Here is a 15,458-nt window from a genome sequence, read left to right on the forward strand (position 1 = left end):
AAACGGGGGCGGTCGTCGTCGTTTCCGGCGTCGGCCTCGAAATCGCTCAGCTTTCGCCCTAGATAGCATCCCATGACGCTCGCCGAGGACATCTGCCCGATTCCGAACATCGCCCCCATGTCGTCTGTGGCCGACATGGCCGCGGCGATCGCATCCGCGCGCGCGGCGGTCGGCCTGCCGCTCGGATCGCGCGTGGTGGCGGCCATGTCAGGCGGGGTGGACTCCACCGTCGTCGCAGCCCTGCTGCACAAGGCGGGCTACGACGTCGTCGGCGTAACGCTGCAGCTCTACGACCACGGCGCGGCGTTGAAGAAAAAGGGGGCCTGCTGCGCCGGTCAGGACATCCACGACGCCCGGCTAGCGGCCGAGAGCATGGGCATTCCCCACTATGTGCTCGACTACGAGAGCCGGTTTCGGGACGCGGTGATCGACCAGTTCGCCGACTCTTATCTGGCGGGCCAGACGCCGGTGCCCTGCATCCGCTGCAACCAGACGGTCAAATTCCGTGACCTGCTGGACGTCGCCCGCGACCTGGGGGCCGAGGCCATGGCGACCGGTCACTATGTCCGCCGCTCGGTCGTCGGCGACCGCGCCCAGATGCGCAAGGCGATCGACCATTCGCGCGACCAGTCCTACTTCCTGTTCGCCACCACCGCAGCGCAGCTCGACTACCTGCGTTTCCCTCTGGCCGATCTGGAGAAGACCCAGGTGCGCGGCGTCGCCGCCGAACTGGGCCTGCGGATCGCCGCCAAGCCGGACAGCCAGGACATCTGCTTCGTCCCCAACGGCGACTATCGCACCCTGATCGACAAGCTGCGTCCACAAGGCCGCGAGGCGGGCGAGATCGTGCACATGGACGGCCGCGTTTTGGGCCAGCACGGGGGCATCACCGACTACACCATCGGTCAGCGCCGGGGCCTGAACGTCGCCGTGGGCGAGCCCCTGTTCGTGACCCGGCTGGATCCGGCGAAGCGCCACGTGATCGTGGGCCCGCGCGAGGCCCTGCTGACCGCGTCGCTGACTCTGGACGAGACCAACTGGCTGGGCGACGAGACCGATATCGCGACAGCCGCCGCGGCCGGCGCCCCGGTGCTGGCCCGCGTCCGTTCGACCCGTCCGCCCTCGCCCGCCCGGTTGTCGATGACCGAAGGCGCGGTCGCGGTGACCTTCGTCTCCGGCGAGGAGGGCGTGGCTCCCGGCCAGGCCTGCGCGCTTTACGACCCGGCCGACCCCGACCGCCTGCTCGGCGGCGGGTTCATCAGGACCACCGCCGCCGTTGTCTGACGCGGCAGAAGGCGCTTTGGCGCTGGCCGTGCGCCGGGGCCTGCCGACCGGGACGCTCTGATCTCGGCGAATATTATCCGCGCGTCGGCATCAGCTTGCGCCTTTGCCGGACAAGGGCGATCGGCCGTCCGTCCGGCGCATGGGCCACGCCATCCTCGACCGCCCAGCCGCCGCCGACGTCGCGGCTGGTGAAGTGGAAATAGGCCCAGCCGTCCGGCGAGGTGTCGGGCGTCAGCTCACCCAGCAGATCGGCGCGCAGATCGACGCTCGTTGAGATCACCGGTGGCGCGGGAAAGGCCGTGAAATAGGTCGGATACAGCCCGTCCAGAAGGAACAGCAGCCGCGCCTCATCCAGCGACGCGGCGTCGATGGTCCGCATCCAGCAGCCGAGCTCGGGGGACTGGCCCGCGTTCTCGCCGTAAAGCCGGGGGCCCGCCACGAACCTGTGGTCGATGTGCCGGGTGAACCATGGACCGAAACTGGAGTCGAGCGGCGTTGGCTCCAGATCGTGCAGCGGTCGGGCGCGAAACGTCAGTGGCGTCAGGGTCGGTCCAGTGACGTCGCGGCCGAACGTGCCCAGAGCCTGAACCGCGGGCCTGTCGGCCTGACCACCTGTGACGGAGGCATAGGCGATGTTACGGCCCCCGCGATTCATCACCGGCGTGAACACCGCATCCTCGAACCGGACCGCCGCGAGATACTGGATGGTCAGGGACCGTAGCCGCGCTTCGATGCCCAGCCCCTGGCGCATGGCTCCGGCGGCCAGCGCCGCCATCAACCCGCCGAACGGCGCCCCCTTGTTCTGATCCATCGAGATCGGGGCATTTGAGAACTCTCCGGTAAGGCGCGCGATCAGCCCGCCCTCTCCGTCGGGTCGCAGGGTCAGGGCGTCCGAGAGCGTCTGATCGATCATGGAGGCGCGTTTACCGGAAAAAGGAGAGAGGGTGGAAGCACGGGAGGCGCTCCCACCCCCGTCGGTGAGAGACCATGAGGGCCGAAAAAGATCATCTGTCCGTAGCCAAACAAGACTGACCTAGTGAGTTCGGATTGGCAACCCTCTTGCCAAACGGCTGACGTAGGGTCACTTTCCTCCACATGGGACGCACAGCCGACTATTCACGCCAAAGCTGCTCCATCGCCGCGACGCTGGAGGTTATCGGCGATCCATGGACCCTGCTGGTCATCCGTGACGCCTTTCAGGGCGTCAGCCGGTTCGAACAGTGGCAGGAAAGACTGGGCGTCGCCCGCAACGTCCTGGCCTCGCGCTTGAGGACCCTGGTCCAGCACGGGGTGCTGGAGCCGAAGCTCTATTCCGAGCGCCCGCCGCGCAATGAATACGTCCTGACAGCCAAGGGCAAGGACCTGTACGGCGTGCTGGTCACCCTGCACGGCTGGGGTGCCAAGCATGTCTATGGCGAGACCGACGCCGGCTTCGCCATGATCCACGAAGCGTGCGGTCATGACCTCGCGCCCCGCATCGCCTGCGGCCACTGCGGCGAGATCGTCAAGCCGCGTGACCTGCGCCTGACCCGCACGGCCAACTGCGCCACCGTCGGCGACATGTTACAGCGCGAGACCGCGTCCGACGCCGCCTGATCGCGCTTGCCTTTCCTGTTCGACCGGCCCAATTCGCCGCCCTGCAAACCGTCTCTTCCCAGGATAGCCGCCCATGTCCGATCCCGTCGTCATCGTTTCGTTCGCCCGCACGCCCATGGGCGGCTTTCAAGGTGCCCTGTCCGGCGTGAAGGCCACCGCCCTGGGGGCCACGGTGGTCAAGGCGGCCGTCGAGCGCGCCGGTCTGGACGCGGCCAAGATCGACCAGATCTACATGGGCTGCGTCCTGCCCGCCGGCCTGGGCCAGGCGCCCGCCCGACAAGTCGCTATCGGGGCGGGTCTCGGCCTGGGCGTCGAAGCCACGACGGTCAACAAGATGTGCGGCTCTGGCATGCAGGCCGTGATGATGGCCTCGGACACCCTGGCGGCCGGCAGTGCCGATGTGATCGTGGCGGGCGGGATGGAGTCGATGACGGGCGCGCCCTACCTGATGACCAAGCACCGCGGCGGCTCTCGCATCGGCCACGACGTCATCATAGACAGCATGTACATGGACGGCCTCGAGGACGCCTACACGCCCGGCAAGCTGATGGGCAATTTCGCCGAGGACACGGCCCTGACCTATCAGTTCAGCCGCCAGGACCAGGATGAATACGCCATCGAGAGCCTGACCCGTGCCCGCGCGGCCATTGCCTCGGGTGCGTTCAAGGCCGAGATCACCCCCGTTGAGGTCACCACGCGCAAGGGCGTCGAAGTCGTCAGCGAGGACGAACAACCCGGCAAGGCCATGCCGGAGAAGATCCCGTCTCTGAAACCCGCCTTCAGCAAGGACGGCACCATCACCGCCGCCAACGCCTCATCGATCTCGGACGGTGCCGCCGCCCTGGTGATGACGCGCGAAAGCGTGGCCAAGGCCCTGGGCCTGCCCATCGTGGCCCGCGTGGTCAGCCACGCCGCCCACGCGCATGAACCCGGCCTGTTCACCACCGCCCCCGTGCCCGCCATGCGGAAGGCCCTTAAGAAGGCTGGCTGGTCGGTGGACGACGTCGACCTGTGGGAGGTCAATGAGGCCTTCGCTGTCGTCCCCATGATCGCCATGCGCGAGCTGGGCATCGATCACGCCAAGCTCAACGTCAACGGCGGCGCGACGGCTCTGGGCCACCCGATCGGTGCATCGGGGGCGCGCATCCTCACCACCCTGCTGTCTGCGCTTCAGGCGCGCGGCGGCAAGAAGGGGATGGCCTCGCTATGCATCGGGGGCGGCGAGGCCGTGGCCGTGGCGGTGGAGCTGGTCTGAGGACAACCTTCGGCGCCTAGGGCAAAATCGGAGCGCCCGTGGAGCCAAAACCATGAATTTGCACCGTCGGGGGGCCGAATCTAACGCATGTCCAGCGACTGGGCGATCCGTTCGGCCAGGGTCCGATCAGCGCCCTCAAGCGTCATCGTCCAGACGTGGACTTCCCGGGGCGCGTCGGCGCGCTGGAACAGATGCTCCATCGGGTGGCGCTGACCGTCCTCGGTTGAGATCACGGTCGCCCGACCGCCCGCTTGGACCATCTGGCCGCCATAGATCGGAAACTGCGACGCCGGGCCGGCATAGACCATGGCGAACGACCGATCGCTGCGCCGGATCGTATAGATGCGGAAGTCGGTTCCAGGCCTTCCGGTCGTGATCGAAAAGCCGGCGGGCAGTTCCACCGTGAACGGCAGGGCGGCCAGCGCCGCGGCGTCCAGGACGGTATAGGCGGGCGCGGGCGGAGGCGAAGCCTCGGCCGTTGGCGTCGCGGCTGGAACGGGGGGCGTGGTCGCGACCGGCGGGGCGGGCGTCGACCTCGCGGCCGAAGTCACGGCAGGTGTCGGGACTGGAGCGGCAGGTGCTGCGGTCGCGGGGGAAGTCGGCACGGCCGGCGGCTGGGTCCGTAGCGGCGAGGCGGGATTCGCGGGTCCGATCGGAGCGGTCGTCGGCGCAGGCGCGGGCGTCGTCGGAATCGGCGCCACCGACCTCGACGCGGCGACCGGCGGCTCTACGGGTCGTGGGACCGCCGTCGCGACAGGGGCTAGCTTGACGACCTGCGGGGCGGCCGGTTGCGGCGGCACGGTCGCGACCGGGGCGGAAGTCATCGGCGCCGAGGGAGCCGGAGCCGGTACGATGTGATTGGCGGGCCTGTGCGGGCCGCTGTTCAGGTCGCGGGTCAGGTTCGCGGCGGCCGGCGTCGGTGGCGTCGCCACAGGATTCTGGACAGGAGTCCGGGCCGGAGTCTGGGCCGGAGTCTGGGCCGGAGTCTGGGCCGGAGTCTGGGCCGGAGTCTGGGCCGGAGTCTGGGCCGGAGTCTGGGCCGGAGTCTGGGCCGGAGTCTGGGCCGGAGTCTGGGCCTCGGCCGCTCCGGCGAGGGCCAGCAGGAGAAAAACGGGAATGACGGTTTTCATGGTCGCGACAATCGGCCCTCAGCCCGCGAACGGCAAGGCCCCGAGGACACTGGGCATTGGCACGCCCGGCCGTCCATGAGTCAGTCGGTCTTCAGGCCGCGGGCAGTTCGACCCAGAAGGTCGCGCCCTCGCCGGCCGTCGAGGTGACGCCGATGGAGCCGCCCTGAAGTTCGACCAATCGCTTGGCCAAGGCCAGACCGATGCCGTGCCCCTCGACCGCGGAACGCTCCAGGCCGAGGCGGTTGAACGGCTCGAACAGCTGGGACTGCTTATCGGGCGACAGACCCGGACCGCTGTCGATGACCTCGATGCGCACGCCGTCGTAGATTTTGGAGGCACGGAATATGACCAGGCCACCGGAACCGCCGTATTTGACCGCGTTGGAAGCCAGATTGGCGATGACTTGGGTCAATCTTTGGGAGTCGGCCAGCGCGATCAGGCCGTCGCCTTCGGTGATGACCTGCAGGCGGATCGACTGGGCCTCCGGCCGCAGCGCGGTGGCGCATTTCACGTCTTCCAGCACGCCCGGCACGTCGGTGGGCCGCAGCTCGACCTTCACCGCGCCGGACTCGGCCCGGGCGACGTCCAGCAGGTCGTGGGCCAGCGCCTCGACCTGGCGCGCGGTCTTGACCAGCATTTCGGCCATTTCGGACTGGGTGGTGTTGATCGGACCCAGTTGGCCCGCTTTCCACAGTTCGCCGATGCCGATGACGCCGCCGACCGGACTCTTGATCTCATGGGCGACGTTGGCCAGCAGGCGCGACTTGGCTTCCGAAGCGCGCTCGGCCCGGGCCTGTCCGGCCTTGGCGCGGTCCGACAGGCGGTCGCGTTCTTCCAGAAGCGACGCCACCAGCAAGATGGGCATGCAGCCCAGCAGGACCGTCAGTTGGGCCAGCAGGGCCTGATCAGCCAGATCGGGTCCGGCGGAAATGAATGGGCCCCGTCCCAGCATGGTCCCGCCGACCGCCGTCAAGGTGACAATGATCAGGGCGGTGGCCACGCCCAGAACGCGGAATCGCGCCGCCACCAGGATCAGCAACGGTATCACCACGAAGCTGAGCTGGACGCTGGACTGGAAGAAGACGACGACGCAGGTGGCGATCAGGATGCCCAGCAGGATGACCGCCTCGATCATCCGGGCGGGCGATCGCAGCATCGCCATGTGGCGTCGCGTCAGAGACAGGCCGAACGTCGAGATCACCGCGATCCCCAGCGCATGGCCGAACCACCAGGTCTGGAAACTGTCCAGGACCGACGCACCCTCGGTGGCATATAGATAGCCCGCCGCCACGAGCGCAGCCGGAATCGGCGCGACGACGGCGGCGCTCAACAGGAAACGGGACGCGCCGTCCACGGTGGCCAGGTTGAGCGTGGGCGCGAACCGTCGCGCCAGCGCCACCGCGAGCACGATCTCCAGCATGTTGGCCACGGTAAAGACGGCGCTGAGCATATAGGAGTTGCCCGCCATCAGTTCACCGGCCCCGATCCCCACGACCAGCAGGGCGCCGAAGCAGATGTCGTACGCGGGTCCGCGCGCGTTCCTCAGCCAGACGGCGACGGCCAGGCCGCCCGCGCCCCAAAGCGCCGCGACCAGCCCGGCCGACCGCGCGAACTGGAGGGCCAGGACGACCAGGGCCATGACCGCCACGGCGGTGAAGATGGGTGCGAGGGGCTCGCGGAATAAGGCGGCGGCGCTGTTCACGTAAACGGGCGCGTCCGGACGCGCCTTTGCCGCCGGAACCGGGTCCGCCGCCGGTGTGGCCGTGTCGAGCACTCGACTCATGGTCATGTTCGGGTCCGGAAGGCGAAACTCAGAGCCTTTCTAGGTCCGCGCTTCCTAATATCCCCTGAAGGTTCAGGCCACGACGGACAGGGCGGCCTCGAGTTCGCGCACCGCAGTGGCGGGACCGCCGGGGTGGGTCCAGACCGCCGAACTGACCGCAACGAAGTCCGCCCCGGCCCGCGCCAGCCCGCCCGCGTTCGCCGCCGTGACGCCGCCGATAGCGACGCAAGGCACCTCGACCGTTTCCTGCCAGATGGTCAGGATTTCCCGGTCCGGGCGATGCGTCGTCACCTTGGTCGTCGTCGGGAAGAAGGCCCCGAAGGCGACGTAATCTGCCCCCGCCTCGGCCGCGTCCATCGCCAGTTCGCGACTGCCGTGACAGGTGACGCCGATCATGGCGTCCGGCCCCATCGTCCGCCGCGCCTCTGCCAGAGAGGAGTCAGACTGACCCACATGGACGCCGTCGCAGCCCGATCTAAGGGCCAGATCGGGCCGGTCGTTCAGGATCAGAGCGACGCCACGCGACCGGGCGACGGGACCCAGCGCCGCCACGGCCGCCAGGATCGCGGCGTCATCGACGTCCTTCAGCCGAACTTGCAGCGCCGCCACGTCCCCGGCGTCCAACGCCGCCTCCAGATCTCTCGCGAACGCGGCCAGATCGGGGATCATGGACGAGGTGATCAGATACAGCCGGCAAACAGGGCGCGGCGGCGCGGTCGGGGTCTTTGCCATGTCGAGCAAGTGCGACCACAGGCGCGCCTGGTCAATACGCGCATCGCTGCGAACGACTTGCAATCGCTGGGCGGAACCTGCTACAGCGAACCATTCGCAATCCAGAACGGATTTGAATCTCGTGTACGTCTGCAACTGCAACGGCCTGCGCAAGCGCGACGTCGCCTCGGCCATCGAAGCCGGCGCGATCCGTCCCCGCGACGTCTTCACCCGGCATCAGTGCCAGGCCCAGTGCGCCAAATGCGTCTGCGAAATGCGCCAGATGATCCAGGACGGCCAGCAAGCTTTCGCGCTCGCCGCCGAATAGTTCTGCGCGCGAAAATCATTCGCACTATCAATGCCGTGAGAAGAGTTCGCAGCTGAACATCAGGCGTTTCGATGTGTTAGAAAGGCGTCGCGAAGAGGCGGTGGACGACTCACCGCGCGCTCTATGTAAGGCAAGACCATGAAGGGCGATCCCGCGATCATCCGCACCCTCAACGCGGTGCTGACCAATGAGCTGACGGCGGTCAACCAGTACTTCCTGCACGCCAGGATGTTCGAAAGCTGGGGCCTGAAACACCTCGGCCAGATCACCTACGACGAGTCGATCGGCGAGATGAAACACGCCGACATGTTGATCAAACGCATCCTGTTCCTCGACGGCCTGCCCAACCTGCAGGATCTGCACAAGCTGAAGATCGGCGAGACCGCTTTCGAATGCCTCGGCGCAGATCTGCAGCTCGAACTCGGCGGCCGCGACACCCTGCTGGCCGGCGTGGCCCAGTGCGAGGCGGCCCGGGACTATGTCAGCCGCGACATCCTGATGCGCATCTTGGCCGACACCGAGGAGCACATCGACTTCCTGGAGGCGCAGCACAAGCTGATCGACCAGCTGGGCGAGCAGAACTATCTCCAGTCCGCCATGACCGAGATCGCCCCGGACAAGAGCGCCACCGGCAACTGAGCAAGCCAATCAGAAGCCGGTCTGAGACCCGAGCAGGCTTTATGACGAAGTCGGTCCGCGCTCAAGCGCGCGCAGAACTTCCTGCGCCAGCAATCCGGTTGGGCCGCCTGAGCCCCTTGCCGAAACAAGGGCGATCTCGCTGTCGCTGAGCGACGGAAGAGGGGGGCCGAGCACCACGAGATCGCGGGGGGCCATGGCCGCCGGCAGGACGCCGACCCCGAGGCCGGCGCGCAGGGCGGCCATCTGGCCGGCCAGGCTGGGCGAGGTGAACGCCGGCCAAAAGGCAATGCCAGCGGCCTGCAGCGCGCCCAGCGCCCGCTTACGGTAGATGTCGGGAGCCGGCGCGACGATCAACGGCAGCGGCGTTGTCTCGGTGACGGAGCCGTCCAGCGCCACCCAGACCAAGGCCTCGCTCCACACCCACACCCCCAGGTCGGGCCCCACCGGCTCGCGCTTGATCAGGGCCAGGTCAAGCATGCCGCGCGACATCTGGTCGAGCAGATTGGCGGTGTAGTCGCACGTCACCGACAGTTTGATACGCGGATGGCTGCGCGCGAAGGCACCCAGAATGCCCGGAAGATGCATGGTGGCCATGTCCTCGGGCGCGCCGAAGCGCACCTCGCCCTCGAGGTCACCTTCACCCAGCGTCGAGATGATTTCGTCGTTCAACCGCAGCAGCCGCCGCGCCTGCGGCAGCAGGGCCGCCCCCTCGGTCGTCAGGCCGACGCCCTTGCCACCGCGATCCAGCAGGGGTGACCGCAATTGATCCTCAAGGCGGCGGATCTGCAGGCTGATGGCGGGCTGGGTCCTGCCCAGCAGCGCCGCCGCGCGCGTGAAGCTGCCGGTCTCGACGACCGAGACGAACGCGCGCAGCAGATCGATGTCCAGATTAACCAGCCGCTCCGTCACGTCATTAGCATCCGTTATAGCTTGTATCACGGCAATAAACTGGACCGCGGCCACGGTCGAGTGGAGACCGGCGCACCTTCCGCGGACCCGTTGATGCATGCCTGATCTTTCGGCCAGCCTGGCCCTGCTGACGGAGGCGATGGCTTCGGGGGCCACAGTCCGGGAAGGCGGCCCGCCCTGGCCGGGCGTAACCGCCGTGCTCGCCACCATGCACGGCAAGGAGCGGGCGATCGGCCCCGTCCTCGCGCGCTTCTTCGGGCTCAACGTCGAGGTCGCGACAGGTCTGGACACCGACGCCTTCGGTGCCTTCAGCCGCGAGGTGGCACGGACGGGAAGTCCTCTGGAGGCGGCGCGCGGCAAGATCGCCGCCGCCTTCGACCGGGTCCCGTCGGCGCGTATCGGCCTGGCGAGCGAAGGCAGTTTCGGGCCTCATCCCCAACTCCCCTTCCTGCCGTTCGGGCAGGAGATCGTGGTTTTGATCGATCGCCTGTCGGGGCTGGAGCTGGTCGGCCATCACGGCGGCGCCGGGACCAACTTCGCGCATGTCGTCGTCACCGAGCGCGAGGCCGGACAGGCGTTCGCGCAACGGATCGGGTTTCCGGGCCACGGGGTCATCCTGACCGCCTGGGTGGAAGACCGACAGGTCCCCGAGATCGCCCTGATCAAGGACGTGGCCAGCTGGGCTTCGCTCGCCCACGGCATCGACCGGATCGTAGGCCAGGCCGGCGCGGCCCTGGTCGAAACAGACATGCGGGCAGATCGCAACCCCACACGGATGCGGGCGATAAAGCGCGCAACGCTGAATCTGGTGCGGCGGTCCAGGTCCCTATGCCCGGCGTGCGGCCGGCCCAGCTTCGCCGTGACGGAGCGGCTGGCGGGCCTGCCCTGCGCCGACTGCGGGGAGCCGACCTCGCAGACCCGCGCCGAGATACTGACCTGCACCGGCTGCAATCATCGGGAGGAGCGGCCCATGGCGCGCCTCGCAGCCGACCCCGGTCAATGCGGCGACTGCAATCCCTGAGCCGTTTCGCGGGACCGATTGACCTTGACTATCGGCCAAACCGCCACGGCAAGGTCTCACCGGCGTGGAACGGGACCAGATCGCCCAATGCGGTTCCGATGTGACCGGGTGCGACGACATCCTCCCGCTCCAGCACGATGCGGTCCTCATTCAGCGGCAGGCCGTAAAAGCGCGGGCCATGTTCGGAGGCGAACCCCTCAAGCCGGTCGAGCCCCCCCTCCTCGTCGAACGTCGCCGCATAGCTCTCGATCGCGAACGGCGCGTTGAAGATGCCGGCGCAACCGCAGGCGGACTCCTTGTCTCCTGTCAGATGGGGCGCTGAATCGGTGCCGAGGAAAAATTTGGGCGACCCCGAGGTCGCCGCCCGGCGCAGGGCCAGGCGGTGCCGCTCGCGCTTGGCCACCGGCAGGCAATAGAAATGCGGCCGGATGCCGCCCGCGAACATGGCGTTGCGGTTGATGCGAAGGTGATGCGGCGTGATGGTCGCGGCCAGGTTCGGCCCGCCGCTCTCGACAAAGGCTACGGCGTCGGCCGTGGTGATGTGTTCGAACACCGTCTTGAGCGCCGGAAAATCGACCACGATCTTCGAGAATATCCGCTCGATGAAGACGGCTTCCCGGTCGAAGACGTCGACCGAATGGTCCATCACCTCGCCGTGCAGCAACAACGGCATACCGATGCGCTGCATCCGCTCGAGGGCGGGATAGATGTTGCGGATGTCGGTGACGCCGAGCTCGGCGTTGGTGGTCGCATGGGCCGGGTAGAGTTTGCAGGCGGTGAAGACCCCGGCCTCGAACCCGCGCGCGATCTCCTCGGGATCGGCGTCGTCGGTGAGGTAGCAGATCATCAGGGGCTCGAACGCGAGACCCGGCTCGACCGCCGCGAGGATCCGCGTCCGATAGGCTTCGGCGGCGGCGACCGTGGTGACCGGCGGGGTCAGGTTCGGCATGACGATCGCGCGCCGGAACTGTCGCGCCGTGTGGTTGACGACGTCACTCATCATCTGGCCGTCGCGCAGATGGACATGCCAGTCGTCCGGCGCGCGGATGACAAGCTTTTCAGGGGACGAGTTGGATGCCTGCATGCATCCCTCTTAACATTGGACATCCCGAATGGGAACCTCGACCGCCGCGTTCGCCATGACGGGGATCGGCCCCGACCGCTCAGCCACCGGGAACTGACGCGGGGCTGCGCCATTCCGCTCTCACCTCAGGACGGAGCCCGATGACCGACATCAATGACATTCTCGACGACGCGCGCGACGCAGCGGGCGACTTCCTCAACGCCAATCAGCGCGACCTGGGCCATGTGGTCATGGGCGTGGCGGTGACCATCGGGTTCGCCTTGGGGGCCATGCTCCTGGCCCGGACCACGATCCGCCCCAGACCGATACACCTCGCCGACGATGACGCGCCGATCACCGAACGCCCGCGCGGCCCGCTCAGCCTCATTCTGCCCGCCGTCTTCTCGGTCACTACCCTGTCGGCGGTTCGGGTGTGGAACGCCCCGGCCCGGCCCGAGCGCACGACGGCCATGGGACTTTGGGCCGCCGCCCAGGCGTTGAATGCCGTGTGGATCGCCCTGCGGCCCGCGAGCCGTGGCCTGCAGATCGCCGCCGCCATGTCGTCCGCCGGCCTCGCCGCCGCCTTCGCCCATGAGGCGCGAAAGGTTGATGCCCGCGCAGGCAAGATGGCGGCGCCGATGGGCGGAAACGTCCGCCTTGCCAACAGAATAGCGGGCCGGTCGCCCCATGAGGGTCCGACCGTTCACTGATCCTCCCCCGACGGGGGAGGGGAACCACCCAAAGGGTGGTGGAGGGGGCTGACCACAAACGCTTGCGTCCGGGGCTGGCCCCCTCCACCGCTCCGCGGTCCCCCTCCCCCGATGGGGGAGGATTGCCCTTGGTCGCCGCATCCTCTAGGGACTGCGGCCGTTCGCGCGCCGTCGCAGGCTGCGCCCAATCCCTTCCGAGACACCCATGGCGAAGATCAACGGCAACACCATCAAGCCCGGCATGGTCCTTGAGCACAACAAGGGCCTGTGGGTCGTGACCAAGGCCAGCCACGTCAAGCCCGGCAAGGGCGGCGCCTTCGCCAACGTCGAGGCCAAGAACCTCGAGACGGGCAACAAGCTGAACGAACGCTTCCGCTCGGAAGACAAAGTCGAACGCGTGACGCTGGAACAGAAGGAATTCTCCTATCTGTACGAGCAGGGCGACGCCCTGGTGTTCATGGACGACCAGACCTACGAGCAGACCGAGCTGCAGAAGGACTGGGTCGGCGAGGACCGCGTGGCCTATCTGCAGGACGGCATGAAGGTCACCATCGAGATGCACGAGGAGCGGCCCATCGGCCTGTCCCTGCCCGATCAGGTGACGCTGGAAGTCGTCGAGACCGAGCCCACGGTGAAGGGCCAGACCGCCTCGTCCTCCTACAAGCCCGCCATCGCCAACAATGGCGTCCGCATCATGATCCCGCCGTACATGGGCGTGGGCGAGCGGATCGTCGTCGACACCAGCACCGGCGAATACGTCCGTCGCGCCGAATAGGCCCGACGGACCCGACGACCCGGAGGCGCGATCCTGCGCCTCCATGACCTTCTCCGACTGTCCGGGCTGACGCCTTTTCAGGACCTTCGGACCAGGAGATCTCCCATGGCCCTCGCCTCCGCTCTCGTCTCCGTCATGATCGACGCGGTCCGCAAGACCGCCCGGCCGATGCTGCGCGACTTCGGCGAGGTTTCGCAGCTACAGGTCTCGCGCAAGGGTCCCGGCGACTTCGTCACCGCCGCCGACATCAAGGCCGAGGACACCCTCTACGAACTGCTGATGAAGGCCCGCCCCGGCTACGGCTTCCTGGGCGAGGAGCGCGGCATGATGGAGGGCACCGACAAGTCCCACATGTGGATCGTCGATCCCATCGACGGCACCACCAACTTCATGCACGCCATGCCCCATTTCGCCATCACGGTGGGCCTGCAGCGCACCGCGCCGGACGGCTCGTCCGAGATCGTGGCGGGCGTGACCTATAATCCGGTGATGAACGAGATGTTCTGGGCTGAGAAGGGCAAGGGCTGCTACCTGAACGACGCCCGTATCCGCGTCGCCGGTCGCCGCGACCTGACCGAAAGTCTGATCGCCACGGGCCTGCCCTTCATCGGCAAGACCGGTCACGCCCAAGCCATCAAGGACATCCACGCCATCGGCCAGCGCGTCGCCGGCATTCGCCGCCTGGGCTCATCGGCGCTGGACTTCGCCTGGGTCGCCGCCGGTCGGTTTGACGCCTACTATGAGCGGAACCTCCAGCCGTGGGACGTGGCTGCGGGCATCCTGTTCGTCACCGAGGCGGGGGGCGTCGTCACCACCATCGACGGCGACGGCGACCCCAAGTCCGGGGCCCAGATCCTCGCCGCGAACAGCGAACTGCACGCCCAGCTGCGCAAGGTTCTGCAAGGAGCGTAACGGCCCTGTCACGCCCCTGCCCTACCCCTCGCGCATGTTCCGGATCATGCTCGCGGCGATGACGATTCTGACGGCGACGCCCGCCCTGTCCCATCCCCTGATCATCGCCCATCGCGGCGCGTCGGGCGAACGGCCCGAGCACACGCGCGCGGCCTATGACCTGGCCATCGACCAGGGCGCGGACGTCATCGAGCCGGACCTGATCATGAGCCGCGACGGCGTTCTGGTGGCCCGCCACGAAAACGAGATCGGCGGCACCACCGACGTCGCCGCCCGCCCGGAATTCGCCGGGCGCTGCGCGACAAGGACCATCGACGGGCAAGCCGTCACGGGCTGGTTCACCGAGGACTTTACGCTGGCCGAACTGAAGACCCTGCGCGCCCGCGAACGTCTGCCCGCACTGCGCCCCGCCAATACGGCGTGGGACGGCCGCGAGCCGATCCTGACCTTCGACGAGGTGCTGGCCATCGCCGCCGAGGGCAGCCGCCGGTCGGGACGGGTGATCGGCGTCGCGCCGGAATTGAAACACCCCAGCCATTTCGCCGCCCTCGGGCTGGCGATGGAGGACGCCTTGGTCGCCGCCCTGACCACCCACGGCCTGACCGGTGGTGACGCACCCGTTCTGATCCAGTGTTTCGAGGTCGGGGCGCTCCAGCGGCTGAGCGCGCGCGTCGCCACGCCGCTGGTGCAACTGGTCTCCGCTGGCGGAGGTCCGGCCGACCGCCCCGACCTGACCTATGCCGCCATGACCACGCCCGAAGGTCTGGCCGAGGTCGCGTCCTACGCGCACTGGATCGGCGCTGACACTTCCCTGATCGAGCCGACGCCCGGCGAGCCGACCGCCCTGATCGCCGACGCCCACGCCGCCGGTCTCAAGGTCGCCGCCTGGACCTTCCGCGCCGAGAACGTCTTCTTGCCCGAGGGGGATCGGGTTGGCGACGACCCGGCGGCGCACGGGCGGCTGCGCGAGCGGCTGGCGCGGTTCGCGGGGTATCGGATCGACGCGGCGTTCACGGATCAACCGGGGCTCTTCGCTGACCGGTGAACAGCGCTGTTCGCCCTCGCGCGGGGGACCGCCAAGGGTTGGGGAGGGTGCGGAGCGGCCGGGCCTCGCCCGGTGTGTGAGTAGAAATACCGTTTCGACGAGACAGACAGCCCCGCGTAGCCGTTTTCCACGCGCCCTCCGGCTGGCGGCCCTTGCTTCGGGCCTTACCGGATCACCGCCGCCGACATTGCTGTCGTCGACGCGGGAGGGACATGACAGAGTCGGCGGTCCCTCCTTCAGCGCGCGGCGAGCAGGCGGTCGGCATCCATCACCGACCACAAGGACCCCCGGAGTCTC

General features: G+C 68.0%; 16 protein-coding genes. 10 read left to right on the forward strand and 6 right to left on the reverse strand.

The window, feature by feature from the left end:
- Positions 1–72: 72 nt before the first annotated feature.
- Positions 73–1,284, forward strand: a complete 1,212-nt coding sequence (gene mnmA, locus ACESMO_RS07460; RefSeq protein ID WP_372707528.1) for a tRNA 2-thiouridine(34) synthase MnmA — start codon at positions 73–75, stop codon at positions 1,282–1,284.
- Between the two features lie 73 nt (positions 1,285–1,357).
- Here the strand turns inward: mnmA and ACESMO_RS07465 are convergent, their stop codons facing one another.
- Complete coding sequence (locus ACESMO_RS07465; protein ID WP_372707529.1) at positions 1,358–2,197, reverse strand: acyl-CoA thioesterase; 840 nt, start codon at positions 2,195–2,197, stop codon at positions 1,358–1,360.
- Between the two features lie 182 nt (positions 2,198–2,379).
- On the opposite strand from ACESMO_RS07465, the gene ACESMO_RS07470 reads away from it, so the two are divergent.
- Together ACESMO_RS07470 and ACESMO_RS07475 are read left to right on the forward strand one after the other, a co-directional pair.
- Positions 2,380–2,880 (forward strand): winged helix-turn-helix transcriptional regulator, encoded by a 501-nt coding sequence (locus ACESMO_RS07470; RefSeq protein ID WP_372707530.1) that lies wholly within the window; start codon positions 2,380–2,382, stop codon positions 2,878–2,880.
- Positions 2,881–2,953: 73 nt separating this feature from the next.
- Positions 2,954–4,135 (forward strand): acetyl-CoA C-acyltransferase, encoded by a 1,182-nt coding sequence (locus tag ACESMO_RS07475; RefSeq protein ID WP_372707531.1) that lies wholly within the window; start codon positions 2,954–2,956, stop codon positions 4,133–4,135.
- A gap of 80 nt (positions 4,136–4,215) precedes the next feature.
- Here ACESMO_RS07475 and ACESMO_RS07480 read toward each other — a convergent pair whose 3' ends face one another.
- From ACESMO_RS07480 to thiE, 3 genes are all read right to left on the reverse strand, one after another.
- A complete protein-coding gene (locus tag ACESMO_RS07480; protein WP_372707532.1) occupies positions 4,216–5,265 on the reverse strand; it encodes a hypothetical protein in 1,050 nt (349 codons plus the stop codon).
- Positions 5,266–5,356: 91 nt separating this feature from the next.
- Entirely contained in the window at positions 5,357–7,054 is a 1,698-nt protein-coding gene (locus ACESMO_RS07485; RefSeq protein WP_372707533.1) for an ATP-binding protein, read from the reverse strand.
- Between the two features lie 66 nt (positions 7,055–7,120).
- On the reverse strand, positions 7,121–7,780 hold the full coding sequence (gene thiE / locus ACESMO_RS07490; protein WP_372707543.1) for a thiamine phosphate synthase: 660 nt from the start codon (positions 7,778–7,780) through the stop codon (positions 7,121–7,123).
- Between the two features lie 121 nt (positions 7,781–7,901).
- Between thiE and ACESMO_RS07495 the strand changes: the two genes are divergently transcribed.
- Both ACESMO_RS07495 and bfr read left to right on the forward strand, forming a co-directional pair.
- Positions 7,902–8,087, forward strand: a complete 186-nt coding sequence (locus ACESMO_RS07495; protein WP_372707544.1) for a bacterioferritin-associated ferredoxin — start codon at positions 7,902–7,904, stop codon at positions 8,085–8,087.
- 138 nt (positions 8,088–8,225) lie between these two features.
- On the forward strand, positions 8,226–8,726 hold the full coding sequence (gene bfr / locus ACESMO_RS07500) for a bacterioferritin (protein ID WP_372707534.1): 501 nt from the start codon (positions 8,226–8,228) through the stop codon (positions 8,724–8,726).
- 39 nt (positions 8,727–8,765) lie between these two features.
- Here the strand turns inward: bfr and ACESMO_RS07505 are convergent, their stop codons facing one another.
- Entirely contained in the window at positions 8,766–9,635 is an 870-nt protein-coding gene (locus tag ACESMO_RS07505) for a LysR substrate-binding domain-containing protein (RefSeq protein WP_372707535.1), read from the reverse strand.
- A 97-nt stretch (positions 9,636–9,732) separates the two neighbouring features.
- On the opposite strand from ACESMO_RS07505, the gene ACESMO_RS07510 reads away from it, so the two are divergent.
- On the forward strand, positions 9,733–10,656 hold the full coding sequence (locus ACESMO_RS07510; RefSeq protein WP_372707536.1) for a DUF6671 family protein: 924 nt from the start codon (positions 9,733–9,735) through the stop codon (positions 10,654–10,656).
- A 28-nt stretch (positions 10,657–10,684) separates the two neighbouring features.
- Here ACESMO_RS07510 and pyrC read toward each other — a convergent pair whose 3' ends face one another.
- The gene (gene pyrC, locus ACESMO_RS07515) at positions 10,685–11,740 is read right to left on the reverse strand and encodes a dihydroorotase (protein WP_372707537.1); all 1,056 of its coding nucleotides are present in this window, start codon (positions 11,738–11,740) and stop codon (positions 10,685–10,687) included.
- Between the two features lie 140 nt (positions 11,741–11,880).
- Between pyrC and ACESMO_RS07520 the strand changes: the two genes are divergently transcribed.
- The 4 genes from ACESMO_RS07520 to ACESMO_RS07535 all read left to right on the forward strand — a co-directional run bounded on the left by ACESMO_RS07520 (position 11,881) and on the right by ACESMO_RS07535 (position 15,161).
- Positions 11,881–12,429: a TspO protein gene (locus ACESMO_RS07520; protein WP_372707538.1), complete on the forward strand. Its 549-nt coding sequence runs from the start codon at positions 11,881–11,883 to the stop codon at positions 12,427–12,429.
- 205 nt (positions 12,430–12,634) lie between these two features.
- A complete protein-coding gene (gene efp, locus ACESMO_RS07525) occupies positions 12,635–13,204 on the forward strand; it encodes an elongation factor P (protein WP_372707539.1) in 570 nt (189 codons plus the stop codon).
- Positions 13,205–13,309: 105 nt separating this feature from the next.
- A complete protein-coding gene (locus ACESMO_RS07530; RefSeq protein WP_372707540.1) occupies positions 13,310–14,116 on the forward strand; it encodes an inositol monophosphatase in 807 nt (268 codons plus the stop codon).
- 34 nt (positions 14,117–14,150) lie between these two features.
- Positions 14,151–15,161 (forward strand): glycerophosphodiester phosphodiesterase, encoded by a 1,011-nt coding sequence (locus ACESMO_RS07535; protein WP_372707541.1) that lies wholly within the window; start codon positions 14,151–14,153, stop codon positions 15,159–15,161.
- Positions 15,162–15,458: the final 297 nt, after the last annotated feature.

The sequence above is a fragment of the Brevundimonas sp. genome, from assembly GCF_041688735.1.
Lineage (GTDB): Bacteria > Pseudomonadota > Alphaproteobacteria > Caulobacterales > Caulobacteraceae > Brevundimonas.

What these genes read in the sequence shown, in the direction of transcription:
- ACESMO_RS07470 (WP_372707530.1), top strand. Translation starts at nt 2,380, where the DNA reads ATGGGACGCACAGCCGACTATTCACGCCAAAGCTGCTCCATCGCCGCG.
- thiE (WP_372707543.1), bottom strand. Translation starts at nt 7,780, where the DNA reads ATGGCAAAGACCCCGACCGCGCCGCCGCGCCCTGTTTGCCGGCTGTAT.
- mnmA (WP_372707528.1), top strand. Translation starts at nt 73, where the DNA reads ATGACGCTCGCCGAGGACATCTGCCCGATTCCGAACATCGCCCCCATG.
- efp (WP_372707539.1), top strand. Translation starts at nt 12,635, where the DNA reads ATGGCGAAGATCAACGGCAACACCATCAAGCCCGGCATGGTCCTTGAG.
- ACESMO_RS07530 (WP_372707540.1), top strand. Translation starts at nt 13,310, where the DNA reads ATGGCCCTCGCCTCCGCTCTCGTCTCCGTCATGATCGACGCGGTCCGC.
- ACESMO_RS07480 (WP_372707532.1), bottom strand. Translation starts at nt 5,265, where the DNA reads ATGAAAACCGTCATTCCCGTTTTTCTCCTGCTGGCCCTCGCCGGAGCG.
- ACESMO_RS07535 (WP_372707541.1), top strand. Translation starts at nt 14,151, where the DNA reads ATGTTCCGGATCATGCTCGCGGCGATGACGATTCTGACGGCGACGCCC.
- ACESMO_RS07485 (WP_372707533.1), bottom strand. Translation starts at nt 7,054, where the DNA reads ATGACCATGAGTCGAGTGCTCGACACGGCCACACCGGCGGCGGACCCG.
- ACESMO_RS07510 (WP_372707536.1), top strand. Translation starts at nt 9,733, where the DNA reads ATGCCTGATCTTTCGGCCAGCCTGGCCCTGCTGACGGAGGCGATGGCT.
- ACESMO_RS07475 (WP_372707531.1), top strand. Translation starts at nt 2,954, where the DNA reads ATGTCCGATCCCGTCGTCATCGTTTCGTTCGCCCGCACGCCCATGGGC.
- bfr (WP_372707534.1), top strand. Translation starts at nt 8,226, where the DNA reads ATGAAGGGCGATCCCGCGATCATCCGCACCCTCAACGCGGTGCTGACC.
- ACESMO_RS07465 (WP_372707529.1), bottom strand. Translation starts at nt 2,197, where the DNA reads ATGATCGATCAGACGCTCTCGGACGCCCTGACCCTGCGACCCGACGGA.
- ACESMO_RS07520 (WP_372707538.1), top strand. Translation starts at nt 11,881, where the DNA reads ATGACCGACATCAATGACATTCTCGACGACGCGCGCGACGCAGCGGGC.
- pyrC (WP_372707537.1), bottom strand. Translation starts at nt 11,740, where the DNA reads ATGCAGGCATCCAACTCGTCCCCTGAAAAGCTTGTCATCCGCGCGCCG.